The organism is Burkholderia cepacia complex sp. TUM26381 (assembly GCF_057439935.1).
In genome coordinates, this window is record NZ_CM172008.1 from 730128 (window position 1) to 747460 (window position 17333).

The window sequence follows — 17333 nt, forward strand, 5'->3', positions numbered from 1 at the left end:
CGCGGTACGTCGACACGGCGACCGGAGTCGCCGCGATGCGTCAGAACTTGTGTCGCATCGCGATGCGAAGCGCGACCTGGTGATTGGACGTCGACGGCGTCAACTGGTTGATCGACGCGACCGCGCTGCGGCCGGTCGAATCGGTTCCGCTTGCACGCTGATAGGTGCCGACGAAGTAGAGGTCCGTGCGTTTCGACAGGAAGTAGTCGGCGCCGACCGAGGCCTGGTTGTAGTGGGCGCCCCCGGTCGCATCGGCGCCGCTGTTCTTCGTATAGACATAGTTCGCGCCGACAATCAACGCCGGCGTGATCTGATACTTCACGTTCAGCTCCGCGTTGTTGAATTTCGCGGTGCCGCTGATCCCGCCGGCCGGCACGGGGCCCGACGTGGTATCGCCGAGATGACGGAACTGCGTATTCGAATACGTCGCGCCCAACGTCAGCGAACCGATCGTATAGGCCGCGCCTGTGCCGATCACCTGCAAGGTATGCGCCGATGCATACCCCGATATCACCGGCGACGCACCGAAGTTCGAGCCGGGCACTTCGTTGACCGTCGCGGCGACGGTTCCCCCCGATCCGTAGAAGGACGTATTCGGGTTCCGCACGTTGAGGTAGCCCGCGCCCAGCGACAGCGGGCCGTTCGCGTAGCTGGCGCCGGCCGACCAGATCTGGTTGCGCCCGGTACGGCCCGGCACGCCGCCCAGCGAATAGAGCGCGGTTGCGGTCACCCCGTGAAATACCGGGCTGGTGTACTTGATCGCGTTGTTGACGCGGTTGGTATTGTTGAAGTTGTCGTTGTCGGACGGGTGGGCGGCCAGGTAGCCGCCCCATTGATCGCCCGCCTCGAGCAGGCCGACCGAATCGACGACGGAATCGTATTGACGCCCGAGGGTAACGACACCGTACGGGCCGGACAGCCCGACATAGACCTGCCGGCCGAATTCGAGACCGCCCTGGCCGAGCTTGCCGGTATTGACGTCAAAGCCGTTTTCCATCACGGCGACCACGCCGTAGCCGCCGCCGAGATCTTCCTTCACGCGCAAGCCCCAGCGGCTTCCGTTCAGCACGCCGCTCGCGAGACTGTAGAGGTGATTGCCGGATGCGTTGCTGACGTAGTTGATCCCTTCGTCGAGGATCCCGTACAACTGCACGCTGCTCTGCGCATGTACCGTGCCGCTGACGCAACCCACCGCTGCGCAAAGCGCAATCGTCTTTTTCATTGACTGTCTCCAAATTTCTTCTGAATTTACGTGTCGTGACGCAGCCATCAGCGGGAGGGTCAATGATTCGTATAGCTAATCGATAAGGATCGACGGATATCCTTCACCAGCGACCTCTTCGTCCGGCTCGACCGAACCTGCAACGTCCCGCTTCAGCAACGTTCGGTGATTAGATGCGTGGCCGATATCACCGTCAATCGATCGGGCGATCCGATTCCGTGCAGTGAAACTGGCGTGGCGCGAGGCCCTGCGGCCAGCGTAGAGACCCTTAAGGGTAAAGCCGCAGCGCGCGCGTTCGATCACGGTTGTTGGCGATCATGCGGCGTTGCCTGCGATATGTCGGGGACGATGTGGAGGAGGTCGATCGCCTGCGGCGATCGTGATCGCAGGCGAACGCATGCACCCGATCGATCGTGGAAGGGGATCGAAACCGTCGTTACTTCACGAGGTGAATTCTTCTTCCGGATTCGGTGGATGTCGACGGCGTATCGATGCGCACGGAGCCGCCGCCTTCGACGTTTTCCTTTGCGATCCGCATCGCCTGGTCGAACTGCGTGCCGGTGGCGACGTGACGATGATCGACGCTGACCAGCCATCCGCGTCCGCTGTGGCACCAGCGTATCCGCCGTTCGTCGAGCAACGCGGCGAACCATCGCCACAGCGCGGCGTCTTCCGCATTGGCGCTGTCGCGCGCGGCGGCGCGCGCGCCCATCATGCTCGATAAGTAGTTCTCGGTTCGTCGCTTCTGCATTGTCTGAGCCTCGCGATGAGCCAGGCTGGCCCGTCGATTCCGGCATCGCGTCGCACCGGTCGCCGACGCGGCCGCCTTTGACCACGCGTTCGACCGGAACCCGACCATGCCGTAGCATCAACAGTGTCGGTTCGCTTGTCGCGACGTCAATACCGCTCGCCCGATGATTCCGTACTTCGGAAAGCGTGCCGGGAATGTGGAATCGGTCCTGCCGGACGGATCATGCTTGCCGGACGAAAAAGCCCGACGCCTGCGTTCCGACGTACGGAACAACCGCCGGCCGCGCCTTGACGCTCCCCGGTACGCCGCTCACGATGAATGCCGATGACCGTCGCATCGTCCGGCAACCGGGCGCGTTCCGGAACAGACGCCTGTCCGGATGGCCCGTCGATACGCAGGCGCGACGCACGAGAACTTCAATCCGTCACGACGACGCATCCGGATGACTTGAACGACGCCGGGGCATGCGACGTGACATTCGACCTTGTTCGCTCATGAACCACGCAGAACTCGCAATTCCGGGCGGTTCGGCCGATGCTCGCCAGGGCGGCGACTGCCGCGCACTCTCCACGCTCATTCGTCCCGGCGATACGGTGATGTGGGGCCAGTCGCACGCCGAGCCGGTGACGCTGATGCACGCGCTGGTCGCCCAGCGGCACGACCTGAAACGGATTCGACTCTTTCTCGGCATCGGCCTCGCCGACATACTCGCGCCCGAACATGCCGACGCATTCGATTTCCTCGCCTATTGCGGCAGCGGCGCGAACCGCAAGCTCGCGCGCGCAAACGTGCTCGACATTCTCCCCGCGCACTATTCGCAACTGCCGGAACTGATCCGCAGCGGCGCGTTGCGGATCGACGTCGTGATGCTGCAGGTCTCGCCGCCGGACGAACAAGGCCGCCACAGCCTCGGGCTTGCACGCGAATACCTGGTCGAAGCGGTGAAGCATGCGCGGGCGATCGTCGCGGAAGTGCACCCCGACGTGCCATGGACCTACGGCGGGCCCTACCTGCGCGCAGCCGACATCGATTTGCTGGTGACGTCGGACGCGTCGTTCCCGGACGTCGTATCGACAGCGTCCGGGCGGGTGGAACAGGCGATCGGGCAGCACGTCGCATCGCTCGTGGAAGACGGCGCGACGCTGCAGACGGGCATCGGCGCGATTCCGGATGCGGTGATGGCCGCGCTTCACGACAAGCGCGACCTGGGCGTGCACAGCGGCAGCATCGGCGACGGCATCGCGACGCTGTGCGAAGCCGGCATCGTGACGAATGCGCGCAAGACGATCGACACGGGCGTCACCGTCGGCGGAGTCATCATCGGCTCCGCGCACGTGCGCCGTTTCGCGCATCGCAATCCTGCGCTCGAATTGCGCGGTACCGAATACACGCACAATCCGCACGTGCTGCGCAGGATCGATCGCTTCGTCGCGATCAATTCGGCGGTGGAGGTCGACCTGACCGGGCAGATCAACGCCGAGGTCGCCGCTGGCACGTACGTCGGTGCGATCGGCGGCGTCGCCGATTTCCTGCGCGCGGCACAGGCCAGCCGCGGCGGCGTGCCGGTCGTTGCGCTGCCTTCCACCGCGGGCGTGCACAGCCGCATCGTGAACCGGCTGTCGGGGCCCGTCACGGTGCCGCGCAGCGATGCGTGCGTGATCGTCACCGAATACGGGATCGCCGATTTGCGCGGCCTGTCGCTCGCGCAGCGCATTCCGAAGATGATTGCCATCGCCCATCCCGATCATCGCGAGCGGCTGGAGCGCGACGCCCACGCGCTCGGCTGAGCGGCACCGCGCGACGCACCGCCTCCCGCGCGACCCGCCGTTTCGATCCGCCCGAAGTGCCGATTCGATTAATCGAAATTGGACGGATCGCCCGACACGCGTACCCTGAAAACAAAATATTCACGGAGACGATCAAGATGGGCAATGCAAAGGGGCCGCTTGCGGGAATCAGGATCGTGGAACTGGGCGGCGTCGGGCCGGTGCCGTTCTGCTGCATGCTGCTGTCGGATCTCGGCGCGGACGTCATCCGTATCGACCGCCCGCCGGGTTACGACGGCGGCCAGCCGGGCGACCCGCGCTTCAACCTGCTGAACCGTGGGCGACGCAGCGCGGCATTCGACCTGAAGAAGCGGGAAGCGACCGACGCGGTGCTGAAGCTGGTCGCCCGCGCCGATGCGCTGGTCGAAGGGTTTCGCCCGGGCGTCGCGGAGAAGCTGGGCCTCGGTCCGGACGCGTGCCTCGCGGCCAACCCGGCGCTCGTCTACGGCCGCATGACCGGCTGGGGGCAGGACGGCCCGCTCGCGCAGGCGCCGGGCCACGACATCAACTACATCTCGCTGAGCGGCGTGCTGCATGCGGTCGGCACGGCAGGCGGCCCGCCGGTGATCCCGCTCAACCTGGCCGGCGATTTCGGCGGCGGCTCGCTCTATCTCGCGCTCGGCGTGGTGTCGGCGCTGCTCGAGAGCCGGCGCTCGGGGCAAGGGCAGGTCGTGGACGCCGCGATGGTCGACGGTTCGGCGTCGCTGATGACGCTCTTCTACGGCATGTTCGCGAGCGGGTACTGGAAGGACGAGCGCGGCAGCAATCGGCTCGACTCCGGCGCGCCCTGGTACAACGTGTACGAGACGAAGGACGGCCGCTGGGTCAGCGTCGGATCGAACGAAGCACGCTTCTGGCGCAATACGCTGGCGTTGCTCGGCCTGCCCGAAGACGACATGCCGGATCAGCACGACCGCACGCGATGGCCCGAGGTCCATGCGAAATTTGCCGCGATCTTCCGCACGCGCACGCGCGACGAATGGTGCGCGCTTACGGAAGGCCGCGATGTCTGCATCGCGCCGGTGATGTCGCTGACGGAAGCGCCGACCCATCCGCACCTGCGCGCACGGCAGACGTTCGTCGAGCGCGACGGCGTCGTGCAACCGGCGCCGGCGCCGCGCTTCAGCCGCACGCCCGGCGCGATCCAATCGTCGCCCGCGCGGCCCGGCGAGCATACCGACGCCGTGCTCGGCGATTGGGGATTCACGCCCGCGGAACTCGCTACGCTGCACGAAACCGGCGCGATCGCGTGACCTGAACGCAGCAAGCCGCCGATGTCGTCAGCGCCCGCACGGCGTGCGGGCGCGTTCCCGCCGTTCTCCCGCCGAACTTCCTGCCGGATTTCATCGATCCCCGCGCAGCGCCTGAGCGTCACGCGTCGCCGCACGCCAGTTGCATGCCCATTCTTCACGTCAAGATCACGTCGGCGATCGGCGCCGCGCTGTCGTTCGCACCCGCGCCGAACCGCACTTCGACATTTTCGAATCGTCGCTTCAGAAATGGCCAGTTGGTTCGAAACGCATGAGGCCCTAAGCTCAATTCCACGACGAACAGCGCGCCTGCCTGAGCAGACGCCGATAACTGGAGCGAAGACAAATGGCTAACTTTCTCGACGAATCGCAGACCATGTGGCTCGACACCGTGAACAAGTTCATGGACAACGAGATCACGGTCGAATACGTGCGCAAGTGCGACATGAATCGCGACTACCCGTACGAGGCCTATGAAAAGATTGCGAAGCAGGGCTGGCTCGGCCTGCTGATTCCCGAGGAAGAGGGCGGCTCGGGCGGCGACATCTTCGATTATTCGTTGATGGCCGAAGGCCTCGGCAAGTTCGGTTTCGACTTCGCGTGCTCGGTGCTGGTGCCGACGTTCACGGCGATGAACATCACCAAGTTCGGCACGCCGGAGCAGAAGAAAAAGTACGTGCAGGCGTTCATCGACGGCAAGATCCGCTTCTCGGTGTCGATCTCCGAACCCGATGCGGGTTCCGATGCGGCGAACACGAAAACGCGCGCACGCCGCGACGCCAACGGCGACTGGATCGTCAGCGGCCAGAAGCTCTGGTGCAGTGGCGCGGCCGCGAAGGACACCGTGATCGCGATGCTGGTGCGCACCAGCACGGACGACAAGCATAAGGGCCTGTCGGTGCTGCTGATCCCGAACGACACGCCGGGCGTGGTGATCAACAAGCTGCCGACGCTGTCGCGCCATGCGACGGGCACGACCGAAATCTTCCTCGACGAAGTGCGCGTGCCGGCCGATGCGCTGCTGGGCGAAGAGGGGCAGGGCTGGAAGATCATCACCGAACACCTCGAACTCGAGCGTTGCGCGGTGGCGGCAGCTTACACGGGCAATGCCCAGCAGGCCGTGACGACGGCCACGCGCTACGCGCACGACCGCATCCAGTTCGACCATCAGCTGTACGACTTCCAGGTGATCCGCCACCTGCTCGCCGACTGCCAGACCAAGGTCGATGCAGCGCGCCTGCTGTGCTATCGCGCGGCGCGGATGGCGGCCGATCACGTACCGTGCAGCCGCGAGGTATCGATGGCGAAGCTGTACGGCTCGGAAACGCTGAAGGAATGCGCGCTGGCCGGCATGCAGATTCTCGGCGGCTACGCAAACCTGCCGGAAGCCGACATGGAACGTTACCTGCGCGAAAGCATTCAATCGACGATCGGCGGCGGTACGTCGCAGATCCAGCGCACGATCATCGCGAAGTCGATGCGCCAGTAACGGGCCGACGAATCTTCAATCGGCGCGGCACGCTTGCCGCCGCGCCGGACCCAGCCAACCAAGTAATCAGGAGACACCGCCATGAGCGGCATCAACAACAGCGTCAACATCCCGCTCGACGAGCTCGAAGTCGGCCAGAAATTCCGTTCGCCCGGACGCACCGTGACCGAGAGCGACGTCGTGATGTTCTGCATGTTCACCGGCAACTGGATCGAGATCCACTCGAACAAGGAATACGCGGAGAAAACCCGCTGGGGCGAGCGCATCGTGCAGGGCATGCTGACGTTCTCGCTGATCTCCGGCCTGCTGCAGTTCGGCCCGGCGATCCAGGCAAACTACGGCGTCGACAAGATGCGCTTCCTGAACCCGGTGAAGATCGGCGACACGGTCTACGCGACCGCCGAAGTCATCGCGAAGAAGGAAAAGGACGACAAGTTCGGCGTCGGCACGATGCTGATCCAGGCGTACAACCAGCGCGGCGAAGTCGTGCAGCGGAGCGAATGGAGCCTGCTGATGCTGCGCAAGCGCGCCGACCTCGACGCGCTGATCGCCGAAGCGCAGCCCGAGTTCAAGGTCTGAGGAGCGCCGCCATGACTCCTCGTCCGGTTGCGGCGATCGTCGGCATGGGCGATGCCTACGCGTCGCGCGCGAATCGCAAGGACCCGCTGCAGTTGGCCGCCGAGGCGACGCTCAATGCGCTCGCCGACGCGGGCATCGGCAAGGACCAGGTCGATGCGGTATTCACGGGTCGCTCGCCGTGGGCCGACAAGCGTTCGCAGTGGAGCAACATCTTCATCTCGCACATGCAGATGCCGGTGACGCTCACGAGCGAGCTGACGATGCACGGCGCCGGCCTGACGTCGACACTCGCGGTCGCGTCGCAGATGATCGCCGCCGGCCGCGCGGAATACGTGCTGTGCCTGCAGAGCGACGCGACCGAGCTGTTCGTCGACGCGGTCGCGATGGGCGCGGAAGCCGACGCGGATCCGCAGTTCGAGATTCCGTACGGCCCGACGATTCCGGCGCTCTATGCGCAGGCCGCGCAGCGCTACTTTCACGAGTTCGGCATCACCGAGGACGATCTCGCCGATGTCGCGATCGCGAACCAGCGCTGGGGCCGCCATCATCCGCACGCGGCGAAAGCTAAGTTCGGCGAGATCGACCGTGCGGCGGTGCTGTCGTCGCCGTACGTGGCGACGCCGCTGCGTCGCTGGATGTGCTCGACGTGGGGCGGCGGCACCGGTGGGGCGCTGATCGTGACGTCGCCGGAGAACGCGCGCCACGCACGCGATCCGGTGTACCTGCTCGGCTACGGGTCGGCCACGACCCACGAATACCTGACCGACCGGATGAACCTGCGCCACTGCCGGTTCGACAGCCTGGGCGCACAGCCGAACCTGACGACCACGGCGACCGCCGAGGCGGCACGGCAGGCCTACGCGATGTCGGGGCTGTCGCCGGCCGACATCGACATGGCGCAGATCTCGGTGAACTTCGCGCATATGGGGCCGATCGTGATGGAGGACCTGGGCTTCGCGAAAAAGGGGCGCGGCATCGATCTCTATCGAGAAGGCCGTACCGGCGTCGACGGCGATCTGCCGACCGACACCAACGGCGGCTGGCTGTCGTTCGGGCAGCCGGGCATCTCGTGCAACATGGACAGCATCGTCGAGGCTGTCCGGCAATTGCGCGGGCAGGCGCTCGGGCTCGCGCCGGCCCGCCGCCCGGAAACCGTGCTGGTGCAGGGTGCGGGCGGGATGCTGGCCGCCGGCGCGGTGCTGCTGCTGTCGTCCGCAACGTGATATCTGACCGGAGCATTCCATGACCGAAACGCATTCGCCGAATGCCTGGCCGCAGCCTTACCGGCTGCTCGACGCGCAACCCTACTGGGACGCGCTGGCCGAAGAGCGGCTGACGTACCAGCGCTGCGCGGCATGCAGCGAAACCGTGTGGCCGGCGCACTCGTTCTGCACGCATTGCGGCGCGAAATCGCTCGACTGGACCGAATCGTCGGGCCGCGGCGAAATCTATTCGCACAGCACGATCACGCGCGGACCGACGCCGGTGTGGGCCGGGATCGTTCCATACACGGTCGGCTTCATCCGCATGGACGAAGGCTACTACCTGTTCGCGCAGATCGACGCGCCGCCCGAAACGATCCGGATCGGTCAGCCCGTCGAAGTCCGGTTCGTGCAGCGCGGCGAGCAGAAATTGCCGGTATTCGTGCCGTCGGAAACCTGAGGACTGCTTGCGGAGCGCCGGCACACCGGCGCCCGCACGGCCGCCCGATCACGAAGGAGACATCGTGAATCAGTTCAATCTTCTTGCCGTCGACGGAGGCTGACATGGCCGGACCGCTCGACGGCGTACGCATCCTCGACCTGACGTCGAATTTCATGGGCCCCTATGCGTCGCTGCTGCTCGCGGACATGGGCGCCGACGTGGGCAAGATCGAATCGCGCGACGGCGACACGACGCGCAACATCGGCCCGAGCCGCCATCCCGGCATGGGGCCGATCTTCCTGCACCTGAATCGCAACAAGCGCAGCCTCGTGCTGGACCTCAAGCATCCGGACGGGATCGCCGCGCTGAAACGCATGGCGGAATCGGCCGACGTGCTGCTTTACAGCATGCGACCGCACACGATGGCGAAGCTCGGCATCGCGTACGAGGACGTGCGCCGGCTCAACCCGCGCATCATCTACTGCGGCGCGTTCGGATTCGGGCAGAACGGCCCGTATGCGGCGCGCCCGGCGTACGACGACCTGATCCAGGCCGCCGTCGGCATGCCGGTGCTGCAAAGCCGGAAGAAGGGCGAGCCGACCTACGTCGCGACGGCGGTCGCCGATCGCGTCGTCGGCATGGCGACCAGCAATGCGGTGGCGATGGCGCTCTACCGGCGCGAGAAAACCGGCGTCGGACAGCAGGTGTTCGTGCCGATGCTCGAGACCTTCGCGCACTTCGTGCTCGGCGATCACCTGTACGGGCACACGTTCGTGCCGCCGCTCGGCGACTGGGGCTACGCGCGGATGATGAACCCGGACCGGCGCCCGTATCGCACGCGCGACGGCTACATCGGCGTGAACGTCTACGCCGACCATCACTGGCAACGCTTCTTCGTGCTGTCAGGCCATCCGGAGATGGCCGAGGATCCGCGCTTCAACAACATCGGCGGGCGCACCGAGCACATCGCGCACCTGTACGCGTTTCTTGCGCGCGTGTTCGAGACGCGCACCACGGCCGAGTGGACCCAGACGCTGACCGAAGCGGACATCCCCGTGATCGAAATGCATACGCCCGAAACGCTGCTCGACGATCCGCACATGACGGCGGTCGGCTTCTTCGCCGAGCAGGATCATCCGTCCGAAGGCCGGATCAGGACGCTGGGCATTCCGCAGCAATGGAGCGAAAGCGCACCGGAGCTGCGCCATCCGGCGCCGCGCCTCGGTGAGCATTCGGTGACGCTGCTGGCCGAGTACGGTTTCGGTGCCGAGGAAATCGACCGGATGCTGCGTTCCGGCGGCGTATACGCACCGGACGCGGACGGTCCGCCTCAATCGCAGTAAAACGAAATCAGGAGAAGCGACATGTTGCGTGACCTGCCGCTGTCGGGCGTCGTAGTGGTCGAACTGAGCGATAGCGCGTCGGCGCCGTTCAGCGGAAAAATCCTGGCGTCGCTTGGCGCCGAAGTGTGGAAGATCGAGCGCCCGACGGGCGATTCGGCGCGCGGCTGGGGGCCGAGCGAATGGAAGGGCAGCGGCGCCGCGTTTCATGCGCTGAACCGCGGCAAACGCGCGATCTGCATCGACATCAAGGATCGCGAGCAACTGGCGACGCTGCACAAGCTGATCGCCGAGCATGCGGACGTGTTCATCCACAACCTGCGGCCGGGCTCCAGCGCGGAATACGGCCTCGACGCCGACAACCTGCGCGCGACCAAGCCGGAGCTGGTCTACTGCGAGATCGGCGCGTTCGGCCATCTCGGGCCGATGAACACGCTGCCCGGCTACGATCCGCTGATGCAGGCGTTCTCGGGGATCATGAGCATCACCGGCGAGGAAGGGCAATCGCCGGTGCGCGCCGGTGTGTCGATCGTCGATTTCGGTGCGGGGCTGTGGGCCGTGATCGGCATCCTGTCGGCGCTGTATCGCCGCCAGATCAAGCATTGCGGCGCGACGGTCAACGGCTCGCTGCTGGAGACGGCGATCGGCTGGATGTCGGTGGCGATCGCGAACTACAGCGCGGACGGCGACACCGGCGGCCGGCACGGGTCGGGCGTCGCGTTCATCGTCCCGCATCGCGCGTATTCGACGGCCGACGGCCACCTGATCGTCAGCGCCGCGAACGATGCGCTGTTCGCCAAGCTGTGCGCGGCGCTCGAGCGTCCCGAATGGGCGCTCGACGACCGGTTCGCGACCAACGCGGCGCGCCTGCGCAATCGCGCGGAGATCGATCGCCTGATCGGCGAACGGCTGTCGACGGACAACCGCGCGGCGTGGCAGGCGCGATTGCAGGCGGCCGGCATTCCCGTCGCGCCGATCCAGACCACGGCGGAGGTGGTGGCGCATGCGCAGACGCACGCACTCGGCATCATCGAGAAACCGTCGGACGACGAGATCGGCCTCGTCGGGCTGCCGCTGTCGTTCGACGGCAAGCGCCCGCCGCCGCTGCACGCGGCCCGGGACATCGGCGCCGACGACGCGTTGCTCGACGCGCTCCTTCACACGGGCCGCTAGGCGCATCGCGCCAACGGTCTGACGATTGGCGAAGCCGCGTGCCGCCGCGGCCATCGCGGCGGTCGCGGCCGCGCGCCATTCCACGTCAACCGGCTGCGCGCGGCGGGCGGGGCGCGCGTTTCGCGTCCGCATCGTGCCGCGCCGCACCACTGTCCGCACGGATCTCGGTGTACGATCGGCTTCGAATGCCGCCATCCTTCACGCCCCGCGCACTCGCTGCAACGCATCGTTTCCCTTGCGACGATCCCGGCACGACTGCGGCGCGCGACCGGCCGCGGCGTCCGACAACGTCATGAAGACGTGCATGAGGGGAGACATGAGTACATTCAATCGCCTGCACCTGATCCGGCAGGTCGATCTGTTTACGCTGAAGCTGTTCCTGTCGGCGGTCGAGGAGCAGCAGATCGGGCTCGCGGCCATCCGCGAGAACGTGGCCGCGTCGACCGCGACCAAGCGCATCCAGGATCTTGAAGACATCGCGGGCATCAAGCTGCTGGAACGCAGCCCGAAAGGCGTCGCGCCGAGCCCCGCCGGCGAGGTGCTGGTCCGCTATATCCGCCGGATCTTCGACAACCTCGACGACATGCGTTCCGAGATCTCGTCGTTTACCGACGGCATGCGGGGAGAGCTGTCGGTCGCATCGGCGCGCTCCATCATCGTGCCGTTTCTGGCCCGCGAGATCGGCGACTTCCAGCGCGAATACCCGCTCGTCGATCTCGCGGTGAGCGAACTCGAGAACGCCGATATCGTGCAGGCCGTCGCGCGCGGTGACGCGGACGTTGGCGTGTTCGCGGCCACGCACGAGCTCGATCTCGGCGGCGTCGACGTGACGCCTTACCGCGAGGACCGCCTCATCGCGGTCGTCCCGCTGGGTCACCCGCTCGCGGCTCGTGCGAGCCTCACGACGCAGGACCTGCTCTCGGAGAACCTGATCGTGGTCGGCGCGATGCTCGGTGCGATCCGGGCGGCGGCGCGCCGCGTCGGCATCGATTTCGAGCCGAAGTACGGCGTGAAGAGCGCGGGCGTGGCCGTCAGCCTCGTGCAGGCGGGGCTCGGCGTGACCGTCCAGCCGGAGTGCCTGGTGAGTCATGAGCTGTTCAGCCGCGTCGCCGTGATGGAACTGGCAGAGCCGTGGGCCGTGCGCCGGATTCATATCGCGACCGCACGCGGCCGTGAACAAGGCCCGATCGCGCGGGCGCTGATCCGGCAACTGCTGGACCGGCCGGCCGGCGAAGCGCCGCCGGAGTGACGGCGCGGCGGCTTTACGGCTTCCGGTATCGCAGTGCGTCGACCAGCAACGAGAACGCGGACGTCGCATGGCGCCGGTTCGCGTAATAGAGATGGTAGCCCTCGAACGTCTTGCGCCATGCGCCCAGCACTTCGACCAGTTGCCCGGATGCGAGCGCCGTGCGCACGTACTGCTCGGGCAGATACGCGAGCCCGACGCTGGCGAGCGCAGCGTCCCGCACGAGGGCGATGCTGCTGTACACCAGCTGGCCGCCATCTTGATGCGGTGCTCGTTGCCGGCCTTCATGAAGAGCCGCGGCAGGAATTCGCCGCGCGTCGGCACGCGCAGGTTGATGCACGCGTGCGAAACGAGATCGGGCGGGCGCTTGGGTGCCGAAGGCCGGTCGAGATACGAAGGCCTTCGGAATGTCGGGGCCGATCCGCACGGCGATGGCCCGCATGTGCTCCGGCAGTCCAAACCGCCGCCAGCACGCGCCCAAACCCTCGGGCTACGACATTTCAACTTTGCCCAGAGGGGGTGCGGCGGAATTCTTGGACTATCAGGAGCTAGTCCATGTACTCATACGAAGAACGCATCCGAGCAGTCAAGCTCTACTTGAAGCTTGGAAAGCGCCTTACCGCGACCGTTCGTCAACTAGGCTATCCGACAACGAAATCGCTCGAACGCTGGTATCAGATGTACGAGCGATGTCTGGACTTGCCGAAGGAACGTATCTGCCTGAGGCCCCGCTATTCGACAGAACAAAAAAAGGCGGCCACAGACCACTATATGACCCATGACCAGTGTCTGGCAGCAACGACAAAGGCTTTGGGGTATCCGGGACGCGGAACGCTCGTCGCCTGGCTCGACGAGCTGCATCCTGAGCGAAAGAAACGCGTTCTTGGGAAGGCGTCGGGTATTCGGTATGCACCAGAGCTCAGGCAGACAGCGGTCATCGATCTATGCACTCGACGAGAAAGCGCAGAGGAAGTTGCTAAAAAGATTGGCGTGAGCCGCCCAACGCTGTACAACTGGAGAAATCGGTTACTCGATCAGGAGGCCGTTTCAGCCATGACACGCCGCAACGATCCGCCGCAAACCTCGGAGAAAGCGACGCTGGAGCAGCAGATCGAATCACTCCGACGAGACATTCGAAAGCTCCAGATCGAACACGACATTCTGAAGAAGGCCAACGAAATAATAAAAAAAGGCCTGGGCGTCGACCCGCAACTCCTGACGAATCGGGAGAAGACGGCGCTGGTTGATGCCCTGAAACAGACTTACACGCTGCCGGAACTCTTTGCTGAACTGGGGCTCGCCCGTAGCTCCTACTTCTATCACCGGGCACGGATACAAGTTGCCGACAAGTATGCCGGTGTACGCCTTGCCATCGCAGATATCTTTGAACTGAATCACCGCTGCTACGGATATCGCCGAGTGCGCGCGGCACTTGGCAGGCAGAAAGTCTTCATCTCGGAGAAGGTCGTTCGGCGCTTGATGAAGCAGGAACAGCTAAGCGCAGCCACAACGAGGCGACGTCGATACGGCTCTTACGCCGGAGAAATCGGTCCGGCTCCAGAGAACCTTATCAACCGGGACTTCCGCGCCGCAGCACCGAATGAAAAGTGGCTCACAGACATCACTGAGTTCCAGATTCCGGCCGGTAAAGTCTATCTGTCACCGGTCATCGATTGCTTCGATGGACTGGTGATCAGTTGGTCGATCGGTACGCGACCAGACGCCGAGCTTGTGAATACGATGCTCGATGCCGCCATCGAAGCAATCGGTAGCAGCAACAGTCGGCCTGTGGTTCATTCAGATCGCGGTGCGCATTATCGCTGGCCAGGCTGGCTTGCCCGGATACGTGAGGCTAGGTTGATTCGCTCAATGTCGCGCAAGGGCTGCTCGCCCGACAACGCGGCGTGCGAAGGCTTCTTTGGAAGGCTGAAAACGGAACTGTTTTACTCTCGAGACTGGCGGACCGTCAGCACCGACCAGTTCATTGAGGTCGTTGACTCGTACATTCGCTGGTACAACGAGAAACGGATCAAGATCTCGCTTGGCGCACTCAGTCCGATTGAATACCGGGAGAGCCTCGGGCTGACGACATAAACCAGTCCAAGAATTCCGCCGCACCCCCAGATGCGACATTACAACTTTGCTCTTACAAGAAAATTGTCGATAATTGCATTTATGAAAATTATAGTTTGGAGTGCGAATTTATCGACCCGGCGAGCGGGAGGAAACTCGAACTGACACTGATCACAGGGTCCTCGCCGCGTCCGCCGTGCACTCGGTTGAAGCGGTCGGTTTCCCAATCGCAGGAATATAATGTGTCGATCGTGGACAGACTTGCACCTATACGTCAAGCCGTCTCGACCACTGGCCAACCTTCTAAATCCGGGTTCCTCCACGTACATGGCTACCTATCTCGAACTTAAAGCTCAAGCAGAAGCCCTGGCGCAGCAAGCGGAAGAAGCACGGATCGCCGAGCTGGACAGCATCATCACGACGATCCGTGACCAGATCACCGAGTATGGCATCACGGCTGAGCAACTTTTCGGACGACGACGCGCGCCTGCGTCGGGCACGCGTGCGCCGGTTGCGCCGAAGTATCGCGCCCCGAAAACGGGGGCGACCTGGAACGGTCGTGGCAAGGCGCCGCACTGGATTGCACACGCGAAGAACCGCGATCGGTTTTTGATCGTGCAGTGAGTGGGGTTGACGGTTGAGCTCGATGCCTTCACTGCTGCATGATGGAAATTATCGCGCGATATGCCGTGAACGAACGGTCTTGGCTGCCAAGGCGATGGGGCACGGCGAGGTATTTCCATACGCTGAGATGATCGTCAAGGATGGATGGGCTACCTTCACCCGTGACGGCGTCGAAGTGTGGAACTGCAGCGCGCGGTATGCCGCAGCTCACTTCGACATTCAGTCCGCTTAGGAACATCCACAGATGAGCGAACTTGTGCAGATTGCGCCTGGCGTTGTGTTCTCGTCCGATGTACTTGGCGCCGATTGGGTGCGGAAGTATCAACCGGGCGCCGAGCGTACTCAGTCCACGACCCAGCAGAACTCAGCCGTAAAGGAAAGCGATCACGCAGGTCGTACAAGCATACCGGGTCAGTTGTCGTTGTTGTAGAGAACCGACGATGACAGGCACCTTGCGATTGTCGGCCTTCGCGTTACCGCCGACGTTCCTCCCGAGCCGGTGCCCGACGCCTGTACGTGTTTCGTCCGCGAGTGCGTATTTCCAAGGACGTACTAAAGCATTTCAAGCGCCTGACCGACGGCAAGGTGGTGTGGGAACGAGGTGACAGATCGTGGCGGGTTCTACGGCCAGGCGAGGTCTATAGAGGTCGTCAAAAGGACCAGGAAAACGCGAAAATGGCCAAGACCCAGAAGCGCCCCACATCAGTAGCCTGTTCCAACTGCGGCCGTTCGCTCTCTCTCACCCAATACACAAGTGACGGACCGACCGACGGATTCGACAAGAACATGGTCCACGAACGGCACGACGGCACGCTAGCTGGTACGAGCGTTCAGTGCAGCACTTGCGGCCATTACACCATTTTCGTGCGGCGTCGAGATGTCGGAACAGGCAACAGATAGGAAAACCCGACATCGTGCAACGGCTGGCGATATTTGTCGTGGTCGTCAGCCCGATCGGCTTGGATCCGGGCAGGTTTGCGCAGGGCCGACCACGCAAGCCGCGAACTGGTGGGATGGCCGGTGCGAAGGAGCGGATTGAACGCTGGCGACAGTTCTACAATGAACGCCGGCCCGATAGCGCGCATCGCTATCAACCTCCCGCCACGCTCGGTCGAGTCTGGCTATCCGGTGACTCAGGTCAGAGGCGGTGGTCGGTGAAACTCAGCTGTTCGCGGAGATAGCGGACGAACGCCTGCACCTTGGGCGACGGTGCGCGTTCTTTCGGGAACAGTACATTCAGATCCTGCGGTGGGCCTTTCCAGTCCGACAATACGCGGCGTAGCCGGCCCGCCTTGACGTCTGGCTCCATGCTCATGTCCATTGCCAGCATCAGGCCTTGTCCCGCCCGCGCCGCATCGAGGATCAACGCGGGATCGCTCGCGACGATCACCGGATCGAGGGAGTAGTGTTCCGGCTTGCGGCCTGGTTTGCGCAGCGTCCAGATGTAGCAGCCGGTGCCCTTGGCCTGATGCAGAACCAGGGCTGGGTGGTGGTGCAAATCGTCTGGCCCGGACGGCGCGCCGTGGACGTCCAGATACCCGGGGCTGGCATAAATCGATGTCGCGAAGCTGCCGAGGTGCCGCGCGACCAGACTCGAATCCGGGAGGATGCCGAAGCGTAGCGCGATATCCACGTCTTCGGCGAACAGGTCTAGCGGCACATGTGTGGCGACGATCTCGAGCCGAACATCGGGGTAGCGCGAACGGAAGCCGGCGATCAACGGGGCGATCCAGGTGACGCCGAACGAATACGGAAGGGTCACGCGCAGCCACCCACGCGGGCCGTCGCGCAACTGGTGCACCGCGCTTTCTGCCGCATCGAGCCGGTCGACAATCGCGCGGCATTGCTCGAAGTAGGCTGTACCCGCCTCGGTCAACCGTAGCTTGCGTGTGGTTCGGTGCAGCAACTGCGCGCCCAGATGGGTTTCCAGTTCCTGGACGCGCCGGCTAACGGTTGTCTTCGGAATTTGCAACGCGTTGGCCGCGCCGGTGAAACTCCCCGCCTGTACGACGTGGACGAAGACGAGCGTGTCGTTCAGATCCCTTGCCATGGATGCACTCTTGTAGGGAGCGGTCGTGACGATGGAGTGCAAGGCTAACACGTCCATTGTTCCATT

At 64.3% G+C, this 17333-nt stretch carries 16 protein-coding genes and 1 pseudogene; 13 read left to right on the forward strand and 4 right to left on the reverse strand.

Annotated features, from left to right (window positions below; genetic code table 11):
• Nucleotides 1-40 precede the first annotated feature (40 nt).
• A complete protein-coding gene (locus tag ACWMMN_RS35170; RefSeq protein ID WP_059241739.1) occupies nt 41-1222 on the reverse strand; it encodes a porin in 1182 nt (393 codons plus the stop codon).
• A gap of 436 nt (nt 1223-1658) precedes the next feature.
• The gene (locus ACWMMN_RS35175; protein WP_063805295.1) at nt 1659-1973 is read right to left on the reverse strand and encodes a hypothetical protein; all 315 of its coding nucleotides are present in this window, start codon (nt 1971-1973) and stop codon (nt 1659-1661) included.
• Between the two features lie 494 nt (nt 1974-2467).
• Here ACWMMN_RS35175 and ACWMMN_RS35180 point away from each other — a divergent pair, with 494 nt between their 5' ends.
• From ACWMMN_RS35180 to ACWMMN_RS35220, 9 genes are all read left to right on the forward strand, one after another.
• Nucleotides 2468-3760 (forward strand): acetyl-CoA hydrolase/transferase family protein, encoded by a 1293-nt coding sequence (locus ACWMMN_RS35180; protein ID WP_256087408.1) that lies wholly within the window; start codon nt 2468-2470, stop codon nt 3758-3760.
• A 137-nt stretch (nt 3761-3897) separates the two neighbouring features.
• A complete protein-coding gene (locus ACWMMN_RS35185; RefSeq protein WP_059241741.1) occupies nt 3898-5052 on the forward strand; it encodes a CaiB/BaiF CoA transferase family protein in 1155 nt (384 codons plus the stop codon).
• A 343-nt stretch (nt 5053-5395) separates the two neighbouring features.
• Nucleotides 5396-6538, forward strand: a complete 1143-nt coding sequence (locus ACWMMN_RS35190) for an acyl-CoA dehydrogenase family protein (protein WP_059241745.1) — start codon at nt 5396-5398, stop codon at nt 6536-6538.
• 81 nt (nt 6539-6619) lie between these two features.
• Entirely contained in the window at nt 6620-7117 is a 498-nt protein-coding gene (locus ACWMMN_RS35195; protein ID WP_059241747.1) for a MaoC family dehydratase, read from the forward strand.
• 11 nt (nt 7118-7128) lie between these two features.
• Nucleotides 7129-8340 carry a thiolase family protein gene (locus ACWMMN_RS35200; protein ID WP_486424151.1) on the forward strand — a complete coding sequence of 404 codons (1212 nt, stop codon included), beginning with the start codon at nt 7129-7131 and terminating at the stop codon, nt 8338-8340.
• A 19-nt stretch (nt 8341-8359) separates the two neighbouring features.
• Nucleotides 8360-8779: a Zn-ribbon domain-containing OB-fold protein gene (locus ACWMMN_RS35205; RefSeq protein ID WP_059241751.1), complete on the forward strand. Its 420-nt coding sequence runs from the start codon at nt 8360-8362 to the stop codon at nt 8777-8779.
• A gap of 104 nt (nt 8780-8883) precedes the next feature.
• Nucleotides 8884-10104, forward strand: a complete 1221-nt coding sequence (locus ACWMMN_RS35210; protein ID WP_486424152.1) for a CaiB/BaiF CoA transferase family protein — start codon at nt 8884-8886, stop codon at nt 10102-10104.
• Nucleotides 10105-10125: 21 nt separating this feature from the next.
• Nucleotides 10126-11274, forward strand: coding sequence for a CaiB/BaiF CoA transferase family protein (locus ACWMMN_RS35215; protein WP_256087411.1), 1149 nt, complete (start codon nt 10126-10128; stop codon nt 11272-11274).
• A 316-nt stretch (nt 11275-11590) separates the two neighbouring features.
• Entirely contained in the window at nt 11591-12523 is a 933-nt protein-coding gene (locus ACWMMN_RS35220; RefSeq protein ID WP_256087412.1) for a LysR family transcriptional regulator, read from the forward strand.
• A 13-nt stretch (nt 12524-12536) separates the two neighbouring features.
• Here the strand turns inward: ACWMMN_RS35220 and ACWMMN_RS35225 are convergent, their stop codons facing one another.
• Nucleotides 12537-12764 carry a LysR substrate-binding domain-containing protein gene (locus ACWMMN_RS35225; protein ID WP_059241758.1) on the reverse strand — a complete coding sequence of 76 codons (228 nt, stop codon included), beginning with the start codon at nt 12762-12764 and terminating at the stop codon, nt 12537-12539.
• Nucleotides 12765-13075: 311 nt separating this feature from the next.
• Here ACWMMN_RS35225 and ACWMMN_RS35230 point away from each other — a divergent pair, with 311 nt between their 5' ends.
• The 4 genes and pseudogenes from ACWMMN_RS35230 to ACWMMN_RS35245 all read left to right on the forward strand — a co-directional run.
• Nucleotides 13076-14614 carry an IS3 family transposase gene (locus tag ACWMMN_RS35230; RefSeq protein ID WP_175999484.1) on the forward strand — a complete coding sequence of 513 codons (1539 nt, stop codon included), beginning with the start codon at nt 13076-13078 and terminating at the stop codon, nt 14612-14614.
• Nucleotides 14615-14920: 306 nt separating this feature from the next.
• Nucleotides 14921-15217: an H-NS histone family protein gene (locus tag ACWMMN_RS35235; RefSeq protein ID WP_486424153.1), complete on the forward strand. Its 297-nt coding sequence runs from the start codon at nt 14921-14923 to the stop codon at nt 15215-15217.
• A 531-nt stretch (nt 15218-15748) separates the two neighbouring features.
• Nucleotides 15749-16117, forward strand: a complete 369-nt coding sequence (locus ACWMMN_RS35240; protein ID WP_420874416.1) for a DUF6953 family protein — start codon at nt 15749-15751, stop codon at nt 16115-16117.
• Between the two features lie 116 nt (nt 16118-16233).
• A pseudogene (locus ACWMMN_RS35245) lies at nt 16234-16398 on the forward strand (integrase core domain-containing protein); the annotation flags it as partial.
• Here the strand turns inward: ACWMMN_RS35245 and ACWMMN_RS35250 are convergent.
• Nucleotides 16356-17267: a LysR family transcriptional regulator gene (locus tag ACWMMN_RS35250; protein WP_059242466.1), complete on the reverse strand. Its 912-nt coding sequence runs from the start codon at nt 17265-17267 to the stop codon at nt 16356-16358. The pseudogene ACWMMN_RS35245 and the gene ACWMMN_RS35250 overlap by 43 nt on opposite strands.
• Nucleotides 17268-17333 lie beyond the last annotated feature (66 nt).